The 16,636-nt window shown below is 31.2% G+C and carries 17 protein-coding genes, 2 pseudogenes and 1 riboswitch; of the genes and pseudogenes, 2 read left to right on the top strand and 17 right to left on the bottom strand.

What is annotated here, in order from left to right; translation table 11 throughout:
* Positions 1-56: 56 nt before the first annotated feature.
* The 13 genes and pseudogenes from IDG65_RS01295 to IDG65_RS01240 form a co-directional block, all read right to left on the bottom strand.
* Positions 57-602, bottom strand: coding sequence for an ECF transporter S component (locus IDG65_RS01295; RefSeq protein WP_001186912.1), 546 nt, complete (start codon positions 600-602; stop codon positions 57-59).
* A 61-nt stretch (positions 603-663) separates the two neighbouring features.
* A riboswitch (FMN riboswitch) is annotated at positions 664-798 on the bottom strand.
* Positions 799-1,003: 205 nt separating this feature from the next.
* Positions 1,004-1,948 carry a DUF1672 domain-containing protein gene (locus tag IDG65_RS01290; RefSeq protein ID WP_001805730.1) on the bottom strand — a complete coding sequence of 315 codons (945 nt, stop codon included), beginning with the start codon at positions 1,946-1,948 and terminating at the stop codon, positions 1,004-1,006.
* Positions 1,949-2,025: 77 nt separating this feature from the next.
* Positions 2,026-2,391 (bottom strand): annotated as a pseudogene (locus IDG65_RS15120) (hypothetical protein); the annotation flags it as partial.
* 11 nt (positions 2,392-2,402) lie between these two features.
* Entirely contained in the window at positions 2,403-3,311 is a 909-nt protein-coding gene (locus IDG65_RS01285; RefSeq protein ID WP_001805732.1) for a DUF1672 domain-containing protein, read from the bottom strand.
* 95 nt (positions 3,312-3,406) lie between these two features.
* Positions 3,407-3,532 (bottom strand): annotated as a pseudogene (locus IDG65_RS01280) (hypothetical protein); the annotation flags it as partial.
* On the bottom strand, positions 3,516-4,451 hold the full coding sequence (locus tag IDG65_RS01275; RefSeq protein WP_024928067.1) for a DUF1672 domain-containing protein: 936 nt from the start codon (positions 4,449-4,451) through the stop codon (positions 3,516-3,518). The pseudogene IDG65_RS01280 and the gene IDG65_RS01275, both read right to left, overlap by 17 nt.
* Positions 4,452-4,541: 90 nt before the next feature.
* Positions 4,542-6,713, bottom strand: a complete 2,172-nt coding sequence (locus tag IDG65_RS01270; protein ID WP_031928815.1) for a hypothetical protein — start codon at positions 6,711-6,713, stop codon at positions 4,542-4,544.
* Between the two features lie 2 nt (positions 6,714-6,715).
* On the bottom strand, positions 6,716-7,633 hold the full coding sequence (locus tag IDG65_RS01265; protein WP_001670353.1) for a DUF1672 domain-containing protein: 918 nt from the start codon (positions 7,631-7,633) through the stop codon (positions 6,716-6,718).
* Between the two features lie 251 nt (positions 7,634-7,884).
* Entirely contained in the window at positions 7,885-9,636 is a 1,752-nt protein-coding gene (gene srrB / locus IDG65_RS01260; protein ID WP_200707841.1) for a two-component system sensor histidine kinase SrrB, read from the bottom strand.
* On the bottom strand, positions 9,617-10,342 hold the full coding sequence (gene srrA / locus IDG65_RS01255; RefSeq protein WP_000064078.1) for a two-component system response regulator SrrA: 726 nt from the start codon (positions 10,340-10,342) through the stop codon (positions 9,617-9,619). The genes srrB and srrA overlap by 20 nt, the downstream gene beginning before the upstream one ends.
* Before the next feature lie 132 nt (positions 10,343-10,474).
* Complete coding sequence (locus tag IDG65_RS01250; protein ID WP_000159577.1) at positions 10,475-11,212, bottom strand: pseudouridine synthase; 738 nt, start codon at positions 11,210-11,212, stop codon at positions 10,475-10,477.
* Positions 11,205-11,747, bottom strand: a complete 543-nt coding sequence (gene scpB / locus IDG65_RS01245; protein WP_000368656.1) for an SMC-Scp complex subunit ScpB — start codon at positions 11,745-11,747, stop codon at positions 11,205-11,207. Before scpB ends, IDG65_RS01250 begins: the two co-directional genes overlap by 8 nt.
* On the bottom strand, positions 11,740-12,471 hold the full coding sequence (locus tag IDG65_RS01240; protein WP_000273371.1) for a segregation and condensation protein A: 732 nt from the start codon (positions 12,469-12,471) through the stop codon (positions 11,740-11,742). Before IDG65_RS01240 ends, scpB begins: the two co-directional genes overlap by 8 nt.
* Positions 12,472-12,562: 91 nt before the next feature.
* Here IDG65_RS01240 and IDG65_RS01235 point away from each other — a divergent pair, with 91 nt between their 5' ends.
* On the top strand, positions 12,563-13,069 hold the full coding sequence (locus IDG65_RS01235; protein ID WP_001183429.1) for a DUF309 domain-containing protein: 507 nt from the start codon (positions 12,563-12,565) through the stop codon (positions 13,067-13,069).
* Positions 13,070-13,146: 77 nt separating this feature from the next.
* Here the strand turns inward: IDG65_RS01235 and xerD are convergent, their stop codons facing one another.
* The 3 genes from xerD to IDG65_RS01220 form a co-directional block, all read right to left on the bottom strand.
* Positions 13,147-14,034 (bottom strand): site-specific tyrosine recombinase XerD, encoded by an 888-nt coding sequence (gene xerD, locus IDG65_RS01230; protein WP_000447732.1) that lies wholly within the window; start codon positions 14,032-14,034, stop codon positions 13,147-13,149.
* A 48-nt stretch (positions 14,035-14,082) separates the two neighbouring features.
* Positions 14,083-14,532, bottom strand: coding sequence for a ferric iron uptake transcriptional regulator (gene fur / locus IDG65_RS01225; RefSeq protein ID WP_000392691.1), 450 nt, complete (start codon positions 14,530-14,532; stop codon positions 14,083-14,085).
* Positions 14,533-14,636: 104 nt separating this feature from the next.
* Positions 14,637-15,179 (bottom strand): NUDIX hydrolase, encoded by a 543-nt coding sequence (locus tag IDG65_RS01220; RefSeq protein ID WP_000365246.1) that lies wholly within the window; start codon positions 15,177-15,179, stop codon positions 14,637-14,639.
* Positions 15,180-15,260: 81 nt separating this feature from the next.
* Here IDG65_RS01220 and IDG65_RS01215 point away from each other — a divergent pair, with 81 nt between their 5' ends.
* Positions 15,261-16,169: an aldo/keto reductase gene (locus IDG65_RS01215; protein ID WP_001171354.1), complete on the top strand. Its 909-nt coding sequence runs from the start codon at positions 15,261-15,263 to the stop codon at positions 16,167-16,169.
* 215 nt (positions 16,170-16,384) lie between these two features.
* Here the strand turns inward: IDG65_RS01215 and IDG65_RS01210 are convergent, their stop codons facing one another.
* Positions 16,385-16,633, bottom strand: a complete 249-nt coding sequence (locus IDG65_RS01210; RefSeq protein WP_000995802.1) for a hypothetical protein — start codon at positions 16,631-16,633, stop codon at positions 16,385-16,387.
* Between the last annotated feature and the right edge of the window lie 3 nt (positions 16,634-16,636).

Here is a 16,636-nt window from a genome sequence, read left to right as displayed (position 1 = left end):
TATTGATAGTCACCTGCTTTTTATTATTATGTGTATATTATTTTGCTTTAATTTGATTAAATTCTTTTCAAGAAATTCGCAAGCCTTCTATATAGTAAAATAAATACAATAGAAATAACGATACCTTTAATAATATTGAATGGTATAATTCCTGAAACAATGATTACTTTAAGATTATTTGCGATATCAGCTAAGTTAAATATCATACCGTACAAAGGTAATAGAACGAAATAGTTCAAAATACTCAACACGATAGTCATAACGATTGTTGCAATGATTAATCCAGTAATCAAAGATTTTGTTGAACGTTTATTTTTATAGATGGCGTAAGCAGTTAATAAGAAACTTGCGCCTGCTAAAAAGTTAGCAAATGGTCCAACTGGATCGCCCATACTAAATAAGTAGTTCAATAAATTTTTAACCAGTGCAACTACGATACCGGCAACTGGTCCAAACGTAAATGTAGCTAGTAGTGACGGTACATCACTAAAATCTAAAGTTAAGTATGGTGGCAAAAATGGTATAGGAAACTTGATAAAAGTTAACACAAACGCAATCGCGCTCAACATACTTATTGTGATAAGACGTTTATTTTGTTGCATATTCAATTTTCTCCTTCCATTCATCTCGTAAGAATAGGAGGATTATTGCACAACAAAAAACCTCCATCTTCTCCCATCCAGACTATACTGTCGGCTCTAGAATCTCACTAGATCAGCCACTAATATGATACATACTAGCAGGTCGCAGGCTTTATTTACTGCCGGTTGGGAATTACACCCGACCCCGAAGATGAATTTTACATTATTAAATTTAATTCTCATTAATTTTATACTATATATCACAAAACCTCAATAACTATGCTTAAATAAGATCATAGTTACGTTATCGGAGAGTGATGCATTGGTGATTTGAGTTCATTGGTTGGGTAGGTTTGATTGGTTTGTGGTTTTGTCTGTTGTTAGGATGGCTTTTTTGAACCTATCTTTTTATTGTTTTTAGTTTAATCATTCGTGTTAGCTTTTTCATGATTAAATACACCTATTTCTATTACATCCTTCTTACTATAATTAGGTCTTTTTGTATTTATATATTTATTAGAAATTTGAAGAGAAACATTCAAATCACGAGGAATATTCTTTTTCTTTTTTAGTACTTCAGAAAAATCAATCATCTCGTCTATTGTATTATCTTTAGTAAAATTATCTTTAGTACTAAATAAAGTTGTAACAATATATGGACGAGATTTATCTTTAAGTTGTTTTTTTGAGTTTTTCATACCGTCCCTAAAAGACTTATCATCCTCTTTGATTAAGGGTTGAAAATACTTTTTATATTCATCTAAAGTATATGGAATTGCAGTCAAATAATAATACTCATTTCTAAAACCACTATTCTGCGTTTTCATAATTGCATTTTCAGTATAACCAGTATATTTATATTTACTTTTATATTCTTTTAAAACTTCTGTTAAATTATCCAACTCTTCCTTATGTGCTCGATATTCAAAGCCACTCAACACTGTACCAACTAAAGTACTCATATCATCGCCTTTATCCTTACTTCTTAATGAACTATCACTGTCAATAATTGATTTATCAAATGGAATACTTGCATTAAATACGATGTCGTGGTCATCACAATGCACGAATACTTCTACACCGTCGCCACTACCTATAACATTTGTAGCTTTAACTTTTAGACCGAAGTTATCCATAAAAAATTGTTCGCCTCGCTTAGCAATTTTATCTTTATGCTTCTTCGAAAATTCAATCGCATCTTTTTCTGCAGATGGTTGGAATCCTTGTCCTACATATTTTGAAGCATCCATTTCTTCTGGTACAGATTTAGTTTCTGTATTCGTGTCTTTACTTGATTCATTTTTCATCATGGAACATCCTGATAGTAGAAGTGTTGCTATTAATATTAATTTTGCTTTTTTAAGCATATATCATCACCCATTTATGCGCTTTTAAAACTCTCATTTTGCAAATAATTATACTCTCTTAATTTATTTACGTCTTATAGTTTCTCTCTATATAAATCTTCAAATACATCTACTTGCGTTAAACAATGTCTGATTTTTATTTAATTATCCGTTGATTTAGCATTTTGAAGCCAATCATCTCCATTACCTAAAGATTTCAATGGGTTATTAGGATTTACTGCCTCATTTGAAGTTCCTTGATAGATTATTATCTGTTGACAAGTTAGATTCCCCTGATCATCAAGAAACTCGTATATTTCTATATTAAGGTATGCCTTTCATATTATGATTTTCTATTTGTTTGAACCGTTTTTCATTTACTTTAAAATCTATCATTCATTTATATCTTGATAAACCCAATAACCGTTCAATTCTGCTATGTCCCTATCATTTATTTTATTCACTTTATATTCACTTACCCTTCAATTGGATTTATATCGTCATAAAATGGTTTTTTAGTATTTATACTAGATTTTCCTAATTGAATAGTAACTTGAGATTTTTGAGGCATATTGGGTTTATCTTTTAATTTATTACTCAATTCAATCACATCATCTACTGTATTATCTTTAGTAAAGTTTTTCTTAGTAGAAAAAAGCGTAGAAACTACATCAGTATTTGCAGTATAATTTAGCTCTTTTCTGGCTCGTTGCATACCTTCTTTAAATTCTTTATCATTTTTACGAATCAATGGTTCATAATATTTACGATATTCTTTTAAGTTTCTTGATAAATATGTAATATAAAAGTATTCATTTTGATACCCGACGTTTTGTGTCTTGTTAATTGCCTCGTTTGTAAATCCTGTATATTGATATTTCTTTTCATTCTCTTTGAAAAATTTATATAAATTGTCATACTTTTCTTTTTGCGCTCGATATTCAAAGCCACTAAGCACTGTACCCACCACCATACTCATATCATTACCATTGTCATTACTACGCATTGATCCTTTTTGATGGATGGCATCTTTGTACAAGGGCAAACTTGCATTAAATACAATGCCATGATCATCGCAATGCACATAAACTTCTACACCATCATCTTTACCTACAACATTGGTAGCTTTAACTTTTAGACCGAAGTTGTCCATAAAAAATTGTTCACCTACTTTTTCAAATTCTTTACGATGCTTCTTCGCAAATTCAATCGCATCTTTTTCTGCAGGTGGTTGGAAACCTTGACCTACATATTTTGAAGCTTCCATTTCTTCTGGCACAGATTTTGTTTCTGCTTTTGTGTCTTTTTTTGATTCACTTTCCATCGCTGAACATCCTGATAACAGTAGCGTTGCTATTAAGATTAATTTCGCCTTTTTAAGCATATCTCATCACCCATTTATGCGCTTTTAAAAGTTTCATTTTGTAAATAATTATACTCTCTTAATTTATTTGCGTCTTATAGTTTCTCTCTATATAAATCTTCAAATTCATCTGCCTGCTTAAATCGTTTTTCGTTAACTGTAAAGTTATTATCTTTATTGATGTCTTGATAAACCATATAACTACTCAATTCTGTTAAATCTCTATCATTTATTATATTCATCTTCAAATGCTCCAAACGACACTACTTTCTTATCATCAAAACGAGCTTTTTTTGTGCCAATAAGTTTATTTCCTAATTGAGTAGTTATAGTATTCTTGATTGGCATATCTTTTGTTCTTTCAATTTTCTCGGATAAATCTATTACATTATTTATCTTTTCTTTTCTATTCCTTTCATCATTCGTACTAAATAACGTTGCTACAGTATTTGTATTAGCAGTATAGTTTAGCTCTTTTCTAGCTTTTTGCATACCTTCTTTAAATTCTTTATCATTTTTATGAATCAATGGTTCGTAATATTTACGATATTCTTTTAAGTTTCTTGATAAATATGTAATATAAAAGTATTCATTTTGATACCCGACGTTTTGCGTCTTGTTTATTGCTTCTTTAGTAAAACCTGTATATTGATATTTCTTTTCATTTTCTTTAAAAAATTTATATAAATTATCATACTTTTCTTTTTGCGCTCGATATTCAAAGCCACTCAGCACTGTACCCACCATCATACTCATATCATCACCGTTGTCATTACTACGCATTGATCCTTTTTGATGGATGGCATCTTTGTACAAAGGTAGACTTGCATTAAATACAATACCATGATCTTCACAATGCACATAAACTTCTACACCATCATCTTTACCTACAACATTTGTAGCTTTAACTTTTAGTCCAAAGTTATCTTTAAAGAATTGTTCACCTACTTTTTCAAATTCTTTACGATGCTTCTTCGCAAATTCAATCGCATCTTTTTCTGCAGGTGGTTGAAAGCCTTGTCCTACATATTTTGAAGCTTCCATTTCTTCTGGTACTGATTTTGTTTCTGTATTCGTGTCTTTTTTTGATTCACTTTCCATCGCTGAACATCCTGATAGCAGTATTGTTGCTATTAAGATTAGTTTTGTCCTTTTAAACATAGCTCATCACCCATTTATGTGTTTATAAAACTTTTGTGTTTGAAAAAGCTACTTATTCTCAATGAAAACAAGTAGCTTTTAATAAATTAATTAGTAAACTGCTAGTTTTTCTAATTGTTCTTTAACTTGAATTAAGTTTGAACGAATTAACGAGGCAGATTGATCCATTGTTTGAATAGCTTGTCCTTCATTTTCGTTCAAGCCATTACAAACAACTTCAAACTGTTGTGCCATTTGATCAAGACGAGCATGAGCTTGTGTGTTTAAAATAAACATATCGTCATAATGTGATGGTTCAAAAATCTGATTAACAATTAACGGTTTCATATTTCTAACTATATCATCTAAGTGATTTTCTAAAATCGGCGAAGCTATTTTTAAATTATTTAAAAATTCGTCTAAGTTTTTAAGTTTATTTTTTAAAACTTCAAGCATTTTATCAATTTCGTCAACATTTATTCCCATTGCCTTTATCTTTATTTTCATTCCTGATTTGTATATTAAACTGCTTATTTCATAAATATGTCTCACAGCTGTTTCTACCGAATGTATAACTTCAAGAATGTAGTTTAATACTGGTTCAAAATAATTATTGTAAGTTTCTTGAACATAATCACTAATTTTGTTAACTGCATTATCAATATGGTTTTTTAAAATTGTCATTTTTCTGGTTAAATAATTAGAAGATTGTACTTGACCCGAAATCATATGTTCACCGCTATAATTAATAGATAAGTTTCCATCCATTACCGTTGCATCTTGATGAGACATTATATTTTTAATATCGGTTATCTGCTCTCCATATACATCATTTTGCTTTTTCACAAAATTTATATTATTATTCACAACATTTAAATGCTTCATCATTTCCTCTGTCACGCCATCTTCAAAATCATGATCTAAATTTTTAAACATTTCTTTAATTACGTTATCAAGTGAATCATGTAAACTTTCTATGCCACGTTGTAATTTTTTATCTAAATCTTCAAGAATTTCTTCAATAGTATTTAATTCAAGAATAAGGACTCCAGCTGCTGGAGCTATTAAGATTATTACAACAAGATTTTTTTTGACATCATCAATTGCGCTAAATACATCCTGTTTAAAAGAAGTTAATTCCCTACTCATTCCTTCAAGGATATCAACTTCGACAATCTTTTTAAAATCTTGTTTAAGTTTATGTTTTCTTTCTCCAAAATTAGAATTTTCAACCTGTGAAATATTATAGCTCTCATTCAAATAATTTACACAATCGGTTAACATATTACTTGTTTCACCAGTTACCAAATTACTTAATGCACTAAGATTTTCTAGATTTAATTTTATAGGAGTCCCTTTACCCGTTCTCGCTATTGAATCTCCTGTCCACACATTAATTGGAATTCTATCATCCATATTTATATCGATTTCAATAGTTTTTTTGACTTTTTTACCATTTTTAATCATAGTATCTTTAACTGATTTAATTTTATAAACTGCTAAATCTTTATAAGTATTATATCTTGGATTTAATTTTCTTTTATAACCTAAATGACTATTTACTAATCCATCCATCGTTGGCACACCAGTTTCTAAATTCACTCGTTTTCCTAGTGTCGGAGTGGCAAATGGATCCTGCAGCCAAGATAAAATATCAAACTTACTATGATAATTAATCATATTTTCAAAGTTTTGAGATTTGAAATTTTCCCATATTGACTTTGGTAACATGGCAGGGTTTGTAGAAACTATATTTTTATTCGGGTTAATCAACCCTTGGTGGTTAGCACTTGCTCCCCCTTGAGAATTGCCTCCATCAGACTTAATAGTTTTGTTTTTATACGTAGACGGATTTTGCTTATATTTCCTTAAAAAATCAGAGCTTTTAAGTGTATCTGCATCTTTTAGTTTCTGTTCATACGATTTAATATAAGCATTATTTTGTTCTAATAAAGAAGTTGACTTATTTTTATCATTCATTAACTTTATATTTTCAATCCAATCATCAGCAACCTTCCCACGAAAAGGATTGCTTTTCACATCACTCTTTTGGTTATCTGTACCTTGAAATAATAATACTTGTTTGCCTGTAGGTGTTTCATTTTCATCCAATAGTTCATAAACTTTTATATCTGAACTATTATTTTTATTAGCTACTTTCGTTATCTCTTCGACTTGTTTGAATTTTTTATCGTTAACTCTAAATTTACTACCATCTTTAATATCTTGGTAAACCCAATAACCACTTAACTCAGTTAAATCTCTATCGTTTATATTGTTCATTTTCACTCAACCTCAATCTTGATAGGTTTGTTATCACTATAATTTACTTGTTTAGTATTAATGGTAGATTTCGTTAGTTGTAAAAATATTTTCGTGTTTTCTAAATTAAGGTTTAACTTTTTCACGCTTTCGGATAAATCTATAGCATCATCTAATTTCTTGTCCTTTGAAAAGTTTCTACTTTTCGAAAACAGTGTTGTATATAATTCGATTTCAGCTTTGTAGCCTACTCCTCTTCTAGCATCTTTCATACCTTTTTTAAAATCTAGATTATTTTTTTTAATCAGAGGTTCGTAATATTTTCTATATTCTTGAAGTGTTGGTATATTTGCAACGATATAAAAATATTCATTTTCATATCCACTATTTTGTGTCTTGTTAATTGCCTCTTTTGTAAATCCTGTATATTGGTATTTCTCTTCGTTATCTTTGAAAAATTTATATAGGTTATCATACTTTTCTTTTTGTGCTCGATATTCAAATCCACTTAGTACTGTACCAACTAAAGTACTCATATCATCGCCCTTATCCTCACTTCTTAATGAGCTATCACTGTCAATAATTGATTTATCAAATGGAATACTCGCATTAAATACGATATCGTGGTCATCGCAATGCACATAAACTTCTACACCGTCGCCACTACCTACAACATTGGTAGCTTTAACTTTTAGACCGAAGTTATCCATAAAAAATTGTTCGCCTCGTTTGGCAATTTTATCTTTATGCTTCTTCGCAAATTCAATCGCATCTTTTTCTGCAGGTGGTTGGAAGCCTTGTCCTACATATTTTGAAGCTTCCATTTCTTCTGGTACTGATTTTGTTTCTGTATTCGTGTCTTTACTTGATTCATTTTCCATCATGGAACATCCCCCTAAAATTAATGTCGTGGTTAAAACTGATCCAATGAACTTTTTCATATGACACCTCGAATAATTTAATTATTACAATATATCTATATTTTACCCTATTTTTATAATCAAATAAATAACTTTATCAAACTTTATATTTTTGTATAAATTAGTAATATATTTAATAGTTGTTATTCGCAAAAATCATAAATCCTATTTCCTAATTCACTTACAAAATTCCCCACTTCAATCAAAAAACGCATGCTATAAATTAGAATCTCTAATCAATAACATGCGTTCTTAAATAACTATATTCAGTTTTATTCTGGTTTTGGTAGTTTAATAATAAATGTTGTGCCTTTTCCTAATTCGCTTTTAACATCAATGGAACCACCATGCTCTTCGATAATCATTTTACAAATGAACAAACCTAAACCGGTACCTTGTTTACCTCGCGTTCTCGCTGCATCAACTTTATAAAAACGATCAAATACTTGTTGTAAATGTTCTGGTGCAATGCCCGTGCCTGTATCTTTAATGTATAAAATATCTTCGCTTTTATTTTCATCACAAGTAATTGCAATTTCATCTCCAGGTTTCGTATAACGTGATGCATTATCAATTAAGTTCGTTAGTACTTGGTCCATGCGATCCATATCATAACTCCAAACACGCTTCTTACAATAATTAAAAGTCATATTTAGACCTAAATCATCAGATTGTTGGCGATACTTAATTTTCATCTTATCTAGTAACGCTGCAATAGGCTGAACTTCTTTATTTACGGATAACCCTTCAGCATCCATGCGAGCAACATTTAACAATTCATTAACTAAACGATTTAAACGTTTCGATTCATCAAGGACAATGGCAAGCGATTCTTTTATTTCATCCGGTTCTGTAACAATACCATCTACAATTGATTCAGTATAACCTTGAAGTAATGATATCGGTGTACGTAATTCATGTGATACATTAGCAATGAAATCTTTCTTCATTTGATCTAGATTGTGCTCATTAGTCATATCACGAACTGTCACAACAACACCACTTTTACCTCCCTGTTCAATCTTGTCGATATAGCTTGTAGTCACAACAAAGAATCGTGCATTCATTTCTAAATCGCGCATTTCAGTTTGTTTTGATTTAAAAGTATCTTCTATTTGTCTTAATAAGAAAGCTTTAGCATCTTCATCAATATTGTCCATAATATCATTCGCCATCTTATTAGATAAGATAATTTGTCGACTCTCATTAATACCTAGGACGCCTTCTACCATAGAGTTAATTAAGCTGTCTCTAATATTTTTAGATGTGGATAATGCGTCGACATGCTCTTCGATTTCTGTACTCATCTGATTAAATGCCTGCGATAATTGACCAATTTCATCTTTCGTTGTGACAGAAGGTTTATAAGAGTAATCCCCTTCAGATACACGTGTAGCTTGGTCTCTTAAACGTCTTAAAGGTTTTGTAATTCTTGACGATAAGAAAAACGCAAAGACTGTTGTAATTGTTAAGAAAATAACAGCCGTAATTATAGTGATAATCGTAATAGCATTATTTGTATCTTCGATTGATTTCAAGTCTTTATATATAAATACTCCACTATATTTGCTATGACTATTCTTCTGTGCTTTTGTTGGATAGCCTAACAAAATATAAGTTTGAGATGAACCCTTTTCTTTAATCGTTACATTTCGAGTAACAGATTTACCTTTATCAAACACATCGTCAAAATGGTCGTTGTTGACTACTTCATTCAACATTTGCTTTTTAATATTAGAAAGTGAAGCCGTTGATTGACGATGTTTATTGTTTATAATCATCAACCCACCAGGATTTTCAATTAATGTTTGACTATATTTTATTGCTTCTTCTTTATTATGTGATTGTTCGACCAGTGAACTTATACGTCTAGCATCTTCTCTTATGGCATTTTCAGTTTCTTGTGTGAAATAGTATTGCATAAAGGTAATTAAAGCAATACTTAATAAAATTAAAACTGTCGTCACTATTAAAATAATAGTTAACCACAGTTTAATTACGACACTATTTAGCCGGCTCATCATTAGATTTAACCTCAAATTTATACCCAACGCCCCAGACTGTTTGAATCATATGCGCAGCTTCGCTAGACACACGATTTAACTTTTCTCTAAGTCGTTTAACATGAGTATCAACTGTTCTTAAATCACCATAGAATTCATAATGCCAAACTTCTTTTAATAATTGTTCACGGTCAAATACTTTATTTGGTGTTTTAGCTAAATATATTAATAATTCGTACTCTTTAGGAGTCAAATTAACTTCTTGATTATCAGCAAGTACGCGATGTGCATCATTATCTATTTCTAAATGTTTAAATTCAATCACATCACGTGCGTGAGGTTCGCTTTGTTCTACAGTTGTAGATTGCGTTCTTCTTAGAAGTGCTTTAACTCTTAAGACTACTTCTCTTGGTGAAAATGGTTTGACGATATAATCATCTGCACCAGATTCAAAACCTTCAACACGGTTTGTTTCTTCACCTTTAGCAGTCAACATAATAATCGGTGTTTGTTTATGTTCACGCAATTTAGTTGCCACCTGGATACCATCCATTTCAGGCAACATTAAATCTAGTAGTATGCAAGCATAATTATTCTCCATTGCAAGTTCATAAGCCTCTTGGCCATTACTTGCTTCATGGATTTCAAAAGATTCTCTTTCTAAATACATTTTAAGTAATCTTCTGATTCTATCCTCATCATCTACGATAAGTATTTCGTTCGACATACAGGTCATACCTCCCACACATGCTTTTCTTTACAAAAGTATTATATCACAGGAAAGCGCATACAGTTATTAAAAACCTAAAATTTTGTGAAAAAATTCTCAAACTTTGTGATAAATACATATTTTATTTAATTATTTCCCATGTTCTGCTAAATGACGCATCACTTTTACTTCATGAGGCGTCAATACACGTCCTTCACCAGCATTCAAACCGACAACATTTAAAGGCCCATATTCAATACGAGACAGTTTCGTCACTTGATGACCAAAATGTTCGAACATTCTTCTGACTTGGCGATTACGACCTTCTGTAATTGTAATTTCAACCAATGTTGTGTTTTTATCTTTATCTTGTTTCTTAACTTTCACTTCAGCCGGTTGCGTCATACCATCTTCTAATTCAATACCTTTTTCTAGGGCTTTCACTTCTTCTCTCATTAAGTAACCTTTTAATTTTGCTACATATTTCTTCTTAATTTGATATCTTGGATGTGTCATTAAATTAGTAAATTCACCATCATTTGTAAGTAATAACAATCCAGAAGTATCATAGTCTAAACGACCAACAGGATAAATACGTGCTTCTATATCTTTAAAGTAATCCGTAACCACTGTACGTCCTCTATCATCTGATACACTTGTTATCACTTGAGTTGGTTTATGGAATAAAATGTAAATTTTGTCTTCTAGTTCTATTTTAATACCTTCAACTTCAATCGTATCTGATGGCTTTACTTTTGTTCCTAATTCAGTGACAGTCGTACCATTCACTTTCACTTTTCCTTCAGAAATTAAAGTTTCTGCCTTACGTCTTGAAGTATAACCGCTATTAGCTATACGTTTTTGTAATCGTTCTAATTCTTTAGTCATTATTTTCTCCTTTTTGATTGACTAGATTACTGAAGAAAGCATCCATTTCTTCATCGTCTTCTTCAGTTGTCGGCAAATCTTCTATATTGGAAATACCAAATACATTTAAAAATAAATCAGTAGTAATTAACTGTTGGCTACGCTGTTCATTAACCACTTTAGCCTCAACTAGTCCTTTGGCAATCAAAGTCTTGACCGCACCATCTGAATTGATACTACGAATTAATTCAATATCACTTCTTGATAATGGCTGGTTATAAGCAATAATTGATAGTACTTCCATTGCTGCTTGTGATAATTTCATTTGTGACTTTTGTTCAATTAATTGTTCAATATACGTTGCCGCTTCTTTTTTAGTCGTTAAAACATACGTCGTTCCAAATCGTTGTATCATTAATCCATGTGATGAATAATTTTCAATTAATTCAACGAGTTGGTCTTTCGACATATCTAATATTTCTAATAGTTGTTTTTCATCTAAACCTTCATCGCCAGCTGTAAATAAAAGCGACTCTAATATACCATGATTATCCAAAATGGTAGTTCACTCCTCTAATAATGTTAATATCTTCAAAATTACGTTGTTGCTCAATATTAATTATTCCTGCTTTTGACATCTCTAAAATAGCTAAAAAGTGAGTGACTACTTGTTCAATTGGCTCAGAAAACGTAAACAGACTAAAGAAGTTAAAATGATCTTTATCTTTCAATCTCGATGTCACTTGTTCTGTAGCTTGTTGAATGGTAAATGTCTCTTTTCGGATTTCAACAGATTTAGGTGTATTTAACTCAACTCTATTTTTAACTCTTTGATAAGCTACAATTAATTCAGTTAAATCAATCGTATGATTTGGATCCCAAGATTCATCTGTTTCCAAATGAGATAAATCTGTCGGTCTTTTTGTAAAATAAAAATCTCTTTCTTCTTTCATGTCATTTAAAATAGCAGTATATTCTTTATAATTTTGATATTCTATTAAACGCCCAACTAAATCTTCCCGTGGGTCATCATCAACATCCATATCTGATGTTGATTGTGGTAATAGCATCTTACTTTTAATCATTAAGAGTTCTGACGCTAATACTAGGTATTCACTTGCAATATTAATTTCAAGCTGTTTCATTGCATGAACGTACTGCATATACTGCTCTGTTAATGCTTGCATAGGAATATCATAAATATCTATTTCAAATTTTTGGATAAGATGCAGCAATAAATCTAATGGTCCATTGAAAGCATCTAATTTAACTTCATACATAATATCTACCTCGTATTGCGTCATATGTGCATAATTCTCTAAAATATTATAGCATGAAAATAACTTACTTTTAAATTGGGGTGATAACAAAATGCAACAGGCACTGATAAATTTCTATTATCAATTTCATACTAAGCAACATTATTTCCTATGTCATGACATTTTAGAAGATGCATGGAAAGCTGAAAATAACTACAGTAAGCAAGATGCAGTTGTTAGTTTAATCTTGTTTGCAACTGCTTGTTACCATTATCGCCGCAATAATTTAAAAGGCGCCTATAAGTCTTTTAATAAATCTAAAGAAATAATACAAAATGCTAAAGACAGAGATGCGTTATACCTTAATTTAAATGATTATCAGTTGTTAATTGAGCAACAGATTGCAAAATTGAATGCAGCAAAGCCTTTTTCATCTGTTATATTACCAATAACTCCAGTCTTTGAACGCATCATCAAGGCCAACTATCCAGACTATGATTATAATCAGGAAACAGCAACAGATCCTTTTATTGTAGACCATCACATGCGCCGTGATCGTTCAGAAGTGATTGCAGCAAAAGAAGAAGCGATTCAATTAAGAAAACATAGACGTAATTAATCAACCAATTTAAAAAAGCCACAATAGCACAGACATTTTTAGTCATATGTATTGTGACTTTTGAGTTATTGTTCACTTTATGCTCTAGGATGAAATTGGTTATACATTTTTCTAATTTGAGATTTCGAAACATGTGTATAGAGTTGGGTAGTAGATATGTCAGAGTGACCTAACATCTCTTGCACTGCTCTTAAATCTGCGCCATTTTCCAATAAATGTGTCGCAAAAGAGTGGCGTAACGTATGTGGCGTTAACGTCTTTTTAATGTTTGCCTTTACACCATTTTGTTTAATCATTTTCCATATTGCTTGTCGCGATAAAGGTTTACCATGCATATTTAAAAATAAGACTTCGGTAATAGTCTTTTTTAAAAGTTGCGGTCTAATCGTTTCAATATAAGTAGTTAAGTACTCAATGACTGCGTCGCCTAATGGTACAATTCTTTCTTTATCGCCTTTACCAAATACGCGTACAAATCCCATTATTAAGTTCACGTTCTCTAACTCTAAATGTATCAATTCAGATACACGCATTCCCGTTGCGTACAGAAGTTCTAACATCGTACGATCACGATAACCATTAATTTTATTTAGATCCGGCGTTTCTAATAAAGCCAACACTTCGTCAACATTTAAAACGTCAGGCAATTTTTTGTCATATTTTGGTGAATCTAATAATACCGTTGGATCTTTCGCCGCATATTTTTCTCTTATAGCAAATTGATGAAAACTACGGATTGTTGAAATAAATCGCGCAATAGATTTAGCAGATTGCCCTTGGTCTATTAAATGCCCCAAACACTCTTGAATTAATTGTCGATCTATAAAATCAATATGCGAGATATGATGTTCAGTCATATAATCTTGATACTTTTTCAAATCACGTCTATAAGCACCAATTGTGTTAGAACTTAGTCCTTTTTCAATTTGTATAAAACGCAAATATTCTTCAATAATTGTTTCCATAACCACACCTCTAAAAAAAGCGAAGGTTAATTTAACCTACGCAATTTACTATCCTTTACCTTTAGCTTGGCACGTTTCACACACACCATGGAAAGTTAAACGATGATCTAAAATTTTAAAATTGAACTCATTTTCAACTCGATTTTCAACTTCTGGTAACAAATCTTCATCGATTTCATCTACACGACCACATTCCATACATACTAAATGATGGTGGAAATGTTTTGCGCCTTCTTTTCTTAAATCAAAACGAGCGACGCCATCACCAAAGTTAATTTTGTCGACAACTTTTAGTTCAGCTAACAACTCTAACGTTCTGTATACTGTCGCCAAGCCAATTTCAGGCGCTTTATCTTTTACTTTCAGATATACGTCTTCAGCACTTAGATGATCTTTTTCATTTTCAATTAGAACTCTAACAGTAGCTTCGCGTTGTGGCGTTAGCTTATATGATGATTGTTGTAATTGTTGCTTAACGCGATTTAATCGTTCTTCCAACGATGTCCACTCCCCTACTAATAATTAAAATCATTACAAATTATTTCAAACTTCACAATTAAAACTAACAGTTTTCTCAATAAAATGCAAGCTTTTCTCATTTGTTATTTAGAATGATTATAATTTAATAATAGGTGTTGCAATGCAATGATAGTCTTCGCATCTTCTATTTCTTTATTCATTAGCATCGATTTAACATTCTCAATCGGAACTTTAATGACTTCGACAAATTCATCTTCATCTAAGTGAACTGTACCTTCTTCTAAATTATCCGTAAAATATATTGATAATTGTTCATCGCAAAAACCTGGTGAACCATACATATCTACAACATGTGTTAACTCTTTGGCAATATATCCTGTTTCTTCTTCTAATTCACGTTTTGCCGCTTCGACTCTATCTTCATCATCTTCTAATTTACCAGCTGGAATTTCTAGCAATGGTTTTTCTACTGGTTTACGATACTGTTTCACTAATACGACTTCTTTTTTAGGTGTCACTGCACAAACAGCAACTGCACCATTATGATAAACTAATTCTCTTGTTGACGTTTCACCGTTTGGTAATGTCACTGTATGAATTTCTACATCTACAATTTTGCCATTATAAATAACTGTTCGATCAATTGTTTTTTCATTTAAATCCATTATAATCACGTTCCTTTAAATTCATATTATATATTGATACACTATGCTTGTTAGCTAAAGTGTATCGAAAGGAGAACAGACATGCAAAAAAATATATTAAAAAGTGGTATTTCATTATCTGAATTAGGTCTAGGTTGCATGAGTTTAGGTACAGATTTAAAAAAAGCCGAACAAATTATAGATTGTGCTGTTGAAAATGGTATCACTTATTTTGATACAGCAGATATGTACGATAAAGGTATAAATGAATCAGTTGTTGGTAAGGCACTTCTTAAATATCAACAACGCGATGATATTGTCATTGGTACAAAAGTAGGCAATCGTTTAACAAAAGATGGCAGTACAACATGGGATCCGAGTAAATCCTATATTAAAGAGGCAGTTAAAGGTTCACTAAAGCGTTTAGGTATCGATCATATCGATTTATATCAACTTCATGGCGGAACCATTGATGACCCATTAGACGAAACAATAAGCGCATTTGATGAATTGAAACAAGAAGGAATTATACGTGCTTACGGTATTTCTTCTATTCGCCCAAATGTAATTGATTATTATTTAAAACATAGTCAAATCGAAACGATAATGTCTCAATTCAATTTGATTGATAATCGTCCAGAATCATTATTAGATGCAATTCACAACAATGATGTTAAAGTATTGGCAAGAGGACCTGTGTCTAAAGGATTATTAACTTCAAACAGTGTTAATGTGCTAGACAATAAATTTAAAGATGGTATTTTTGATTATTCTCATGATGAATTGGGTGAAACAATAGCCTCTATTAAAGAAATTGAAAGTAATTTATCTGCATTGACATTTAGTTATTTAACATCACATGACGTGCTTGGTTCCATCATTGTAGGTGCAAGTAGCGTCGACCAATTAAAAGAAAATATTGAAAACTATCATACTAAAGTTAGTTTAGATCAGATTAAAACAGCAAGAGCTCGTGTAAAGGATTTGGAATATACCAATCATTTAGTGTAGAAGTCATTTTCAGTAATAAAAACAGCAGCATGAGGCGTTTCATTATAAAAATGCCTTACTGCTGTTGTTTATGTACAATTCGCTATAATTTATGATTAAGATTACTCACTTATGATAGAAATTAAAGCGTTGTCCTCACGCATCAGTATTTAGTAATTTCGCCCTGCGGCAGTGCCTTAAGCAAACTTCTCCCACTTCATCTTTTAATAATTTTATTAAAACATCTTTCTATATTTCACTTCGCATGTTGATTCATCATTATTAGTTATTATTTGTACACCCAGCACATTTCCTTGCAACACAAGTAGTTTGAATTTTTCACAAGTATAATATAATGTACTGTCTGAAATTTGGTCTACAGAAATATCGCCTAAAATATCCAGCACTGTAAATTCTTCAAACACTGATAGTTGTTCCGCATATCGTACACAAAGTCTTACCACACTCTCCGATTGACAGTTCATTGC

The organism is Staphylococcus sp. EG-SA-17, from assembly GCF_017151845.1.
GTDB classification, from domain to species: domain Bacteria; phylum Bacillota; class Bacilli; order Staphylococcales; family Staphylococcaceae; genus Staphylococcus; species Staphylococcus aureus.
Note: the sequence above shows the minus strand (reverse complement) of the source record. Positions and strands in the feature narration are given on the sequence as shown.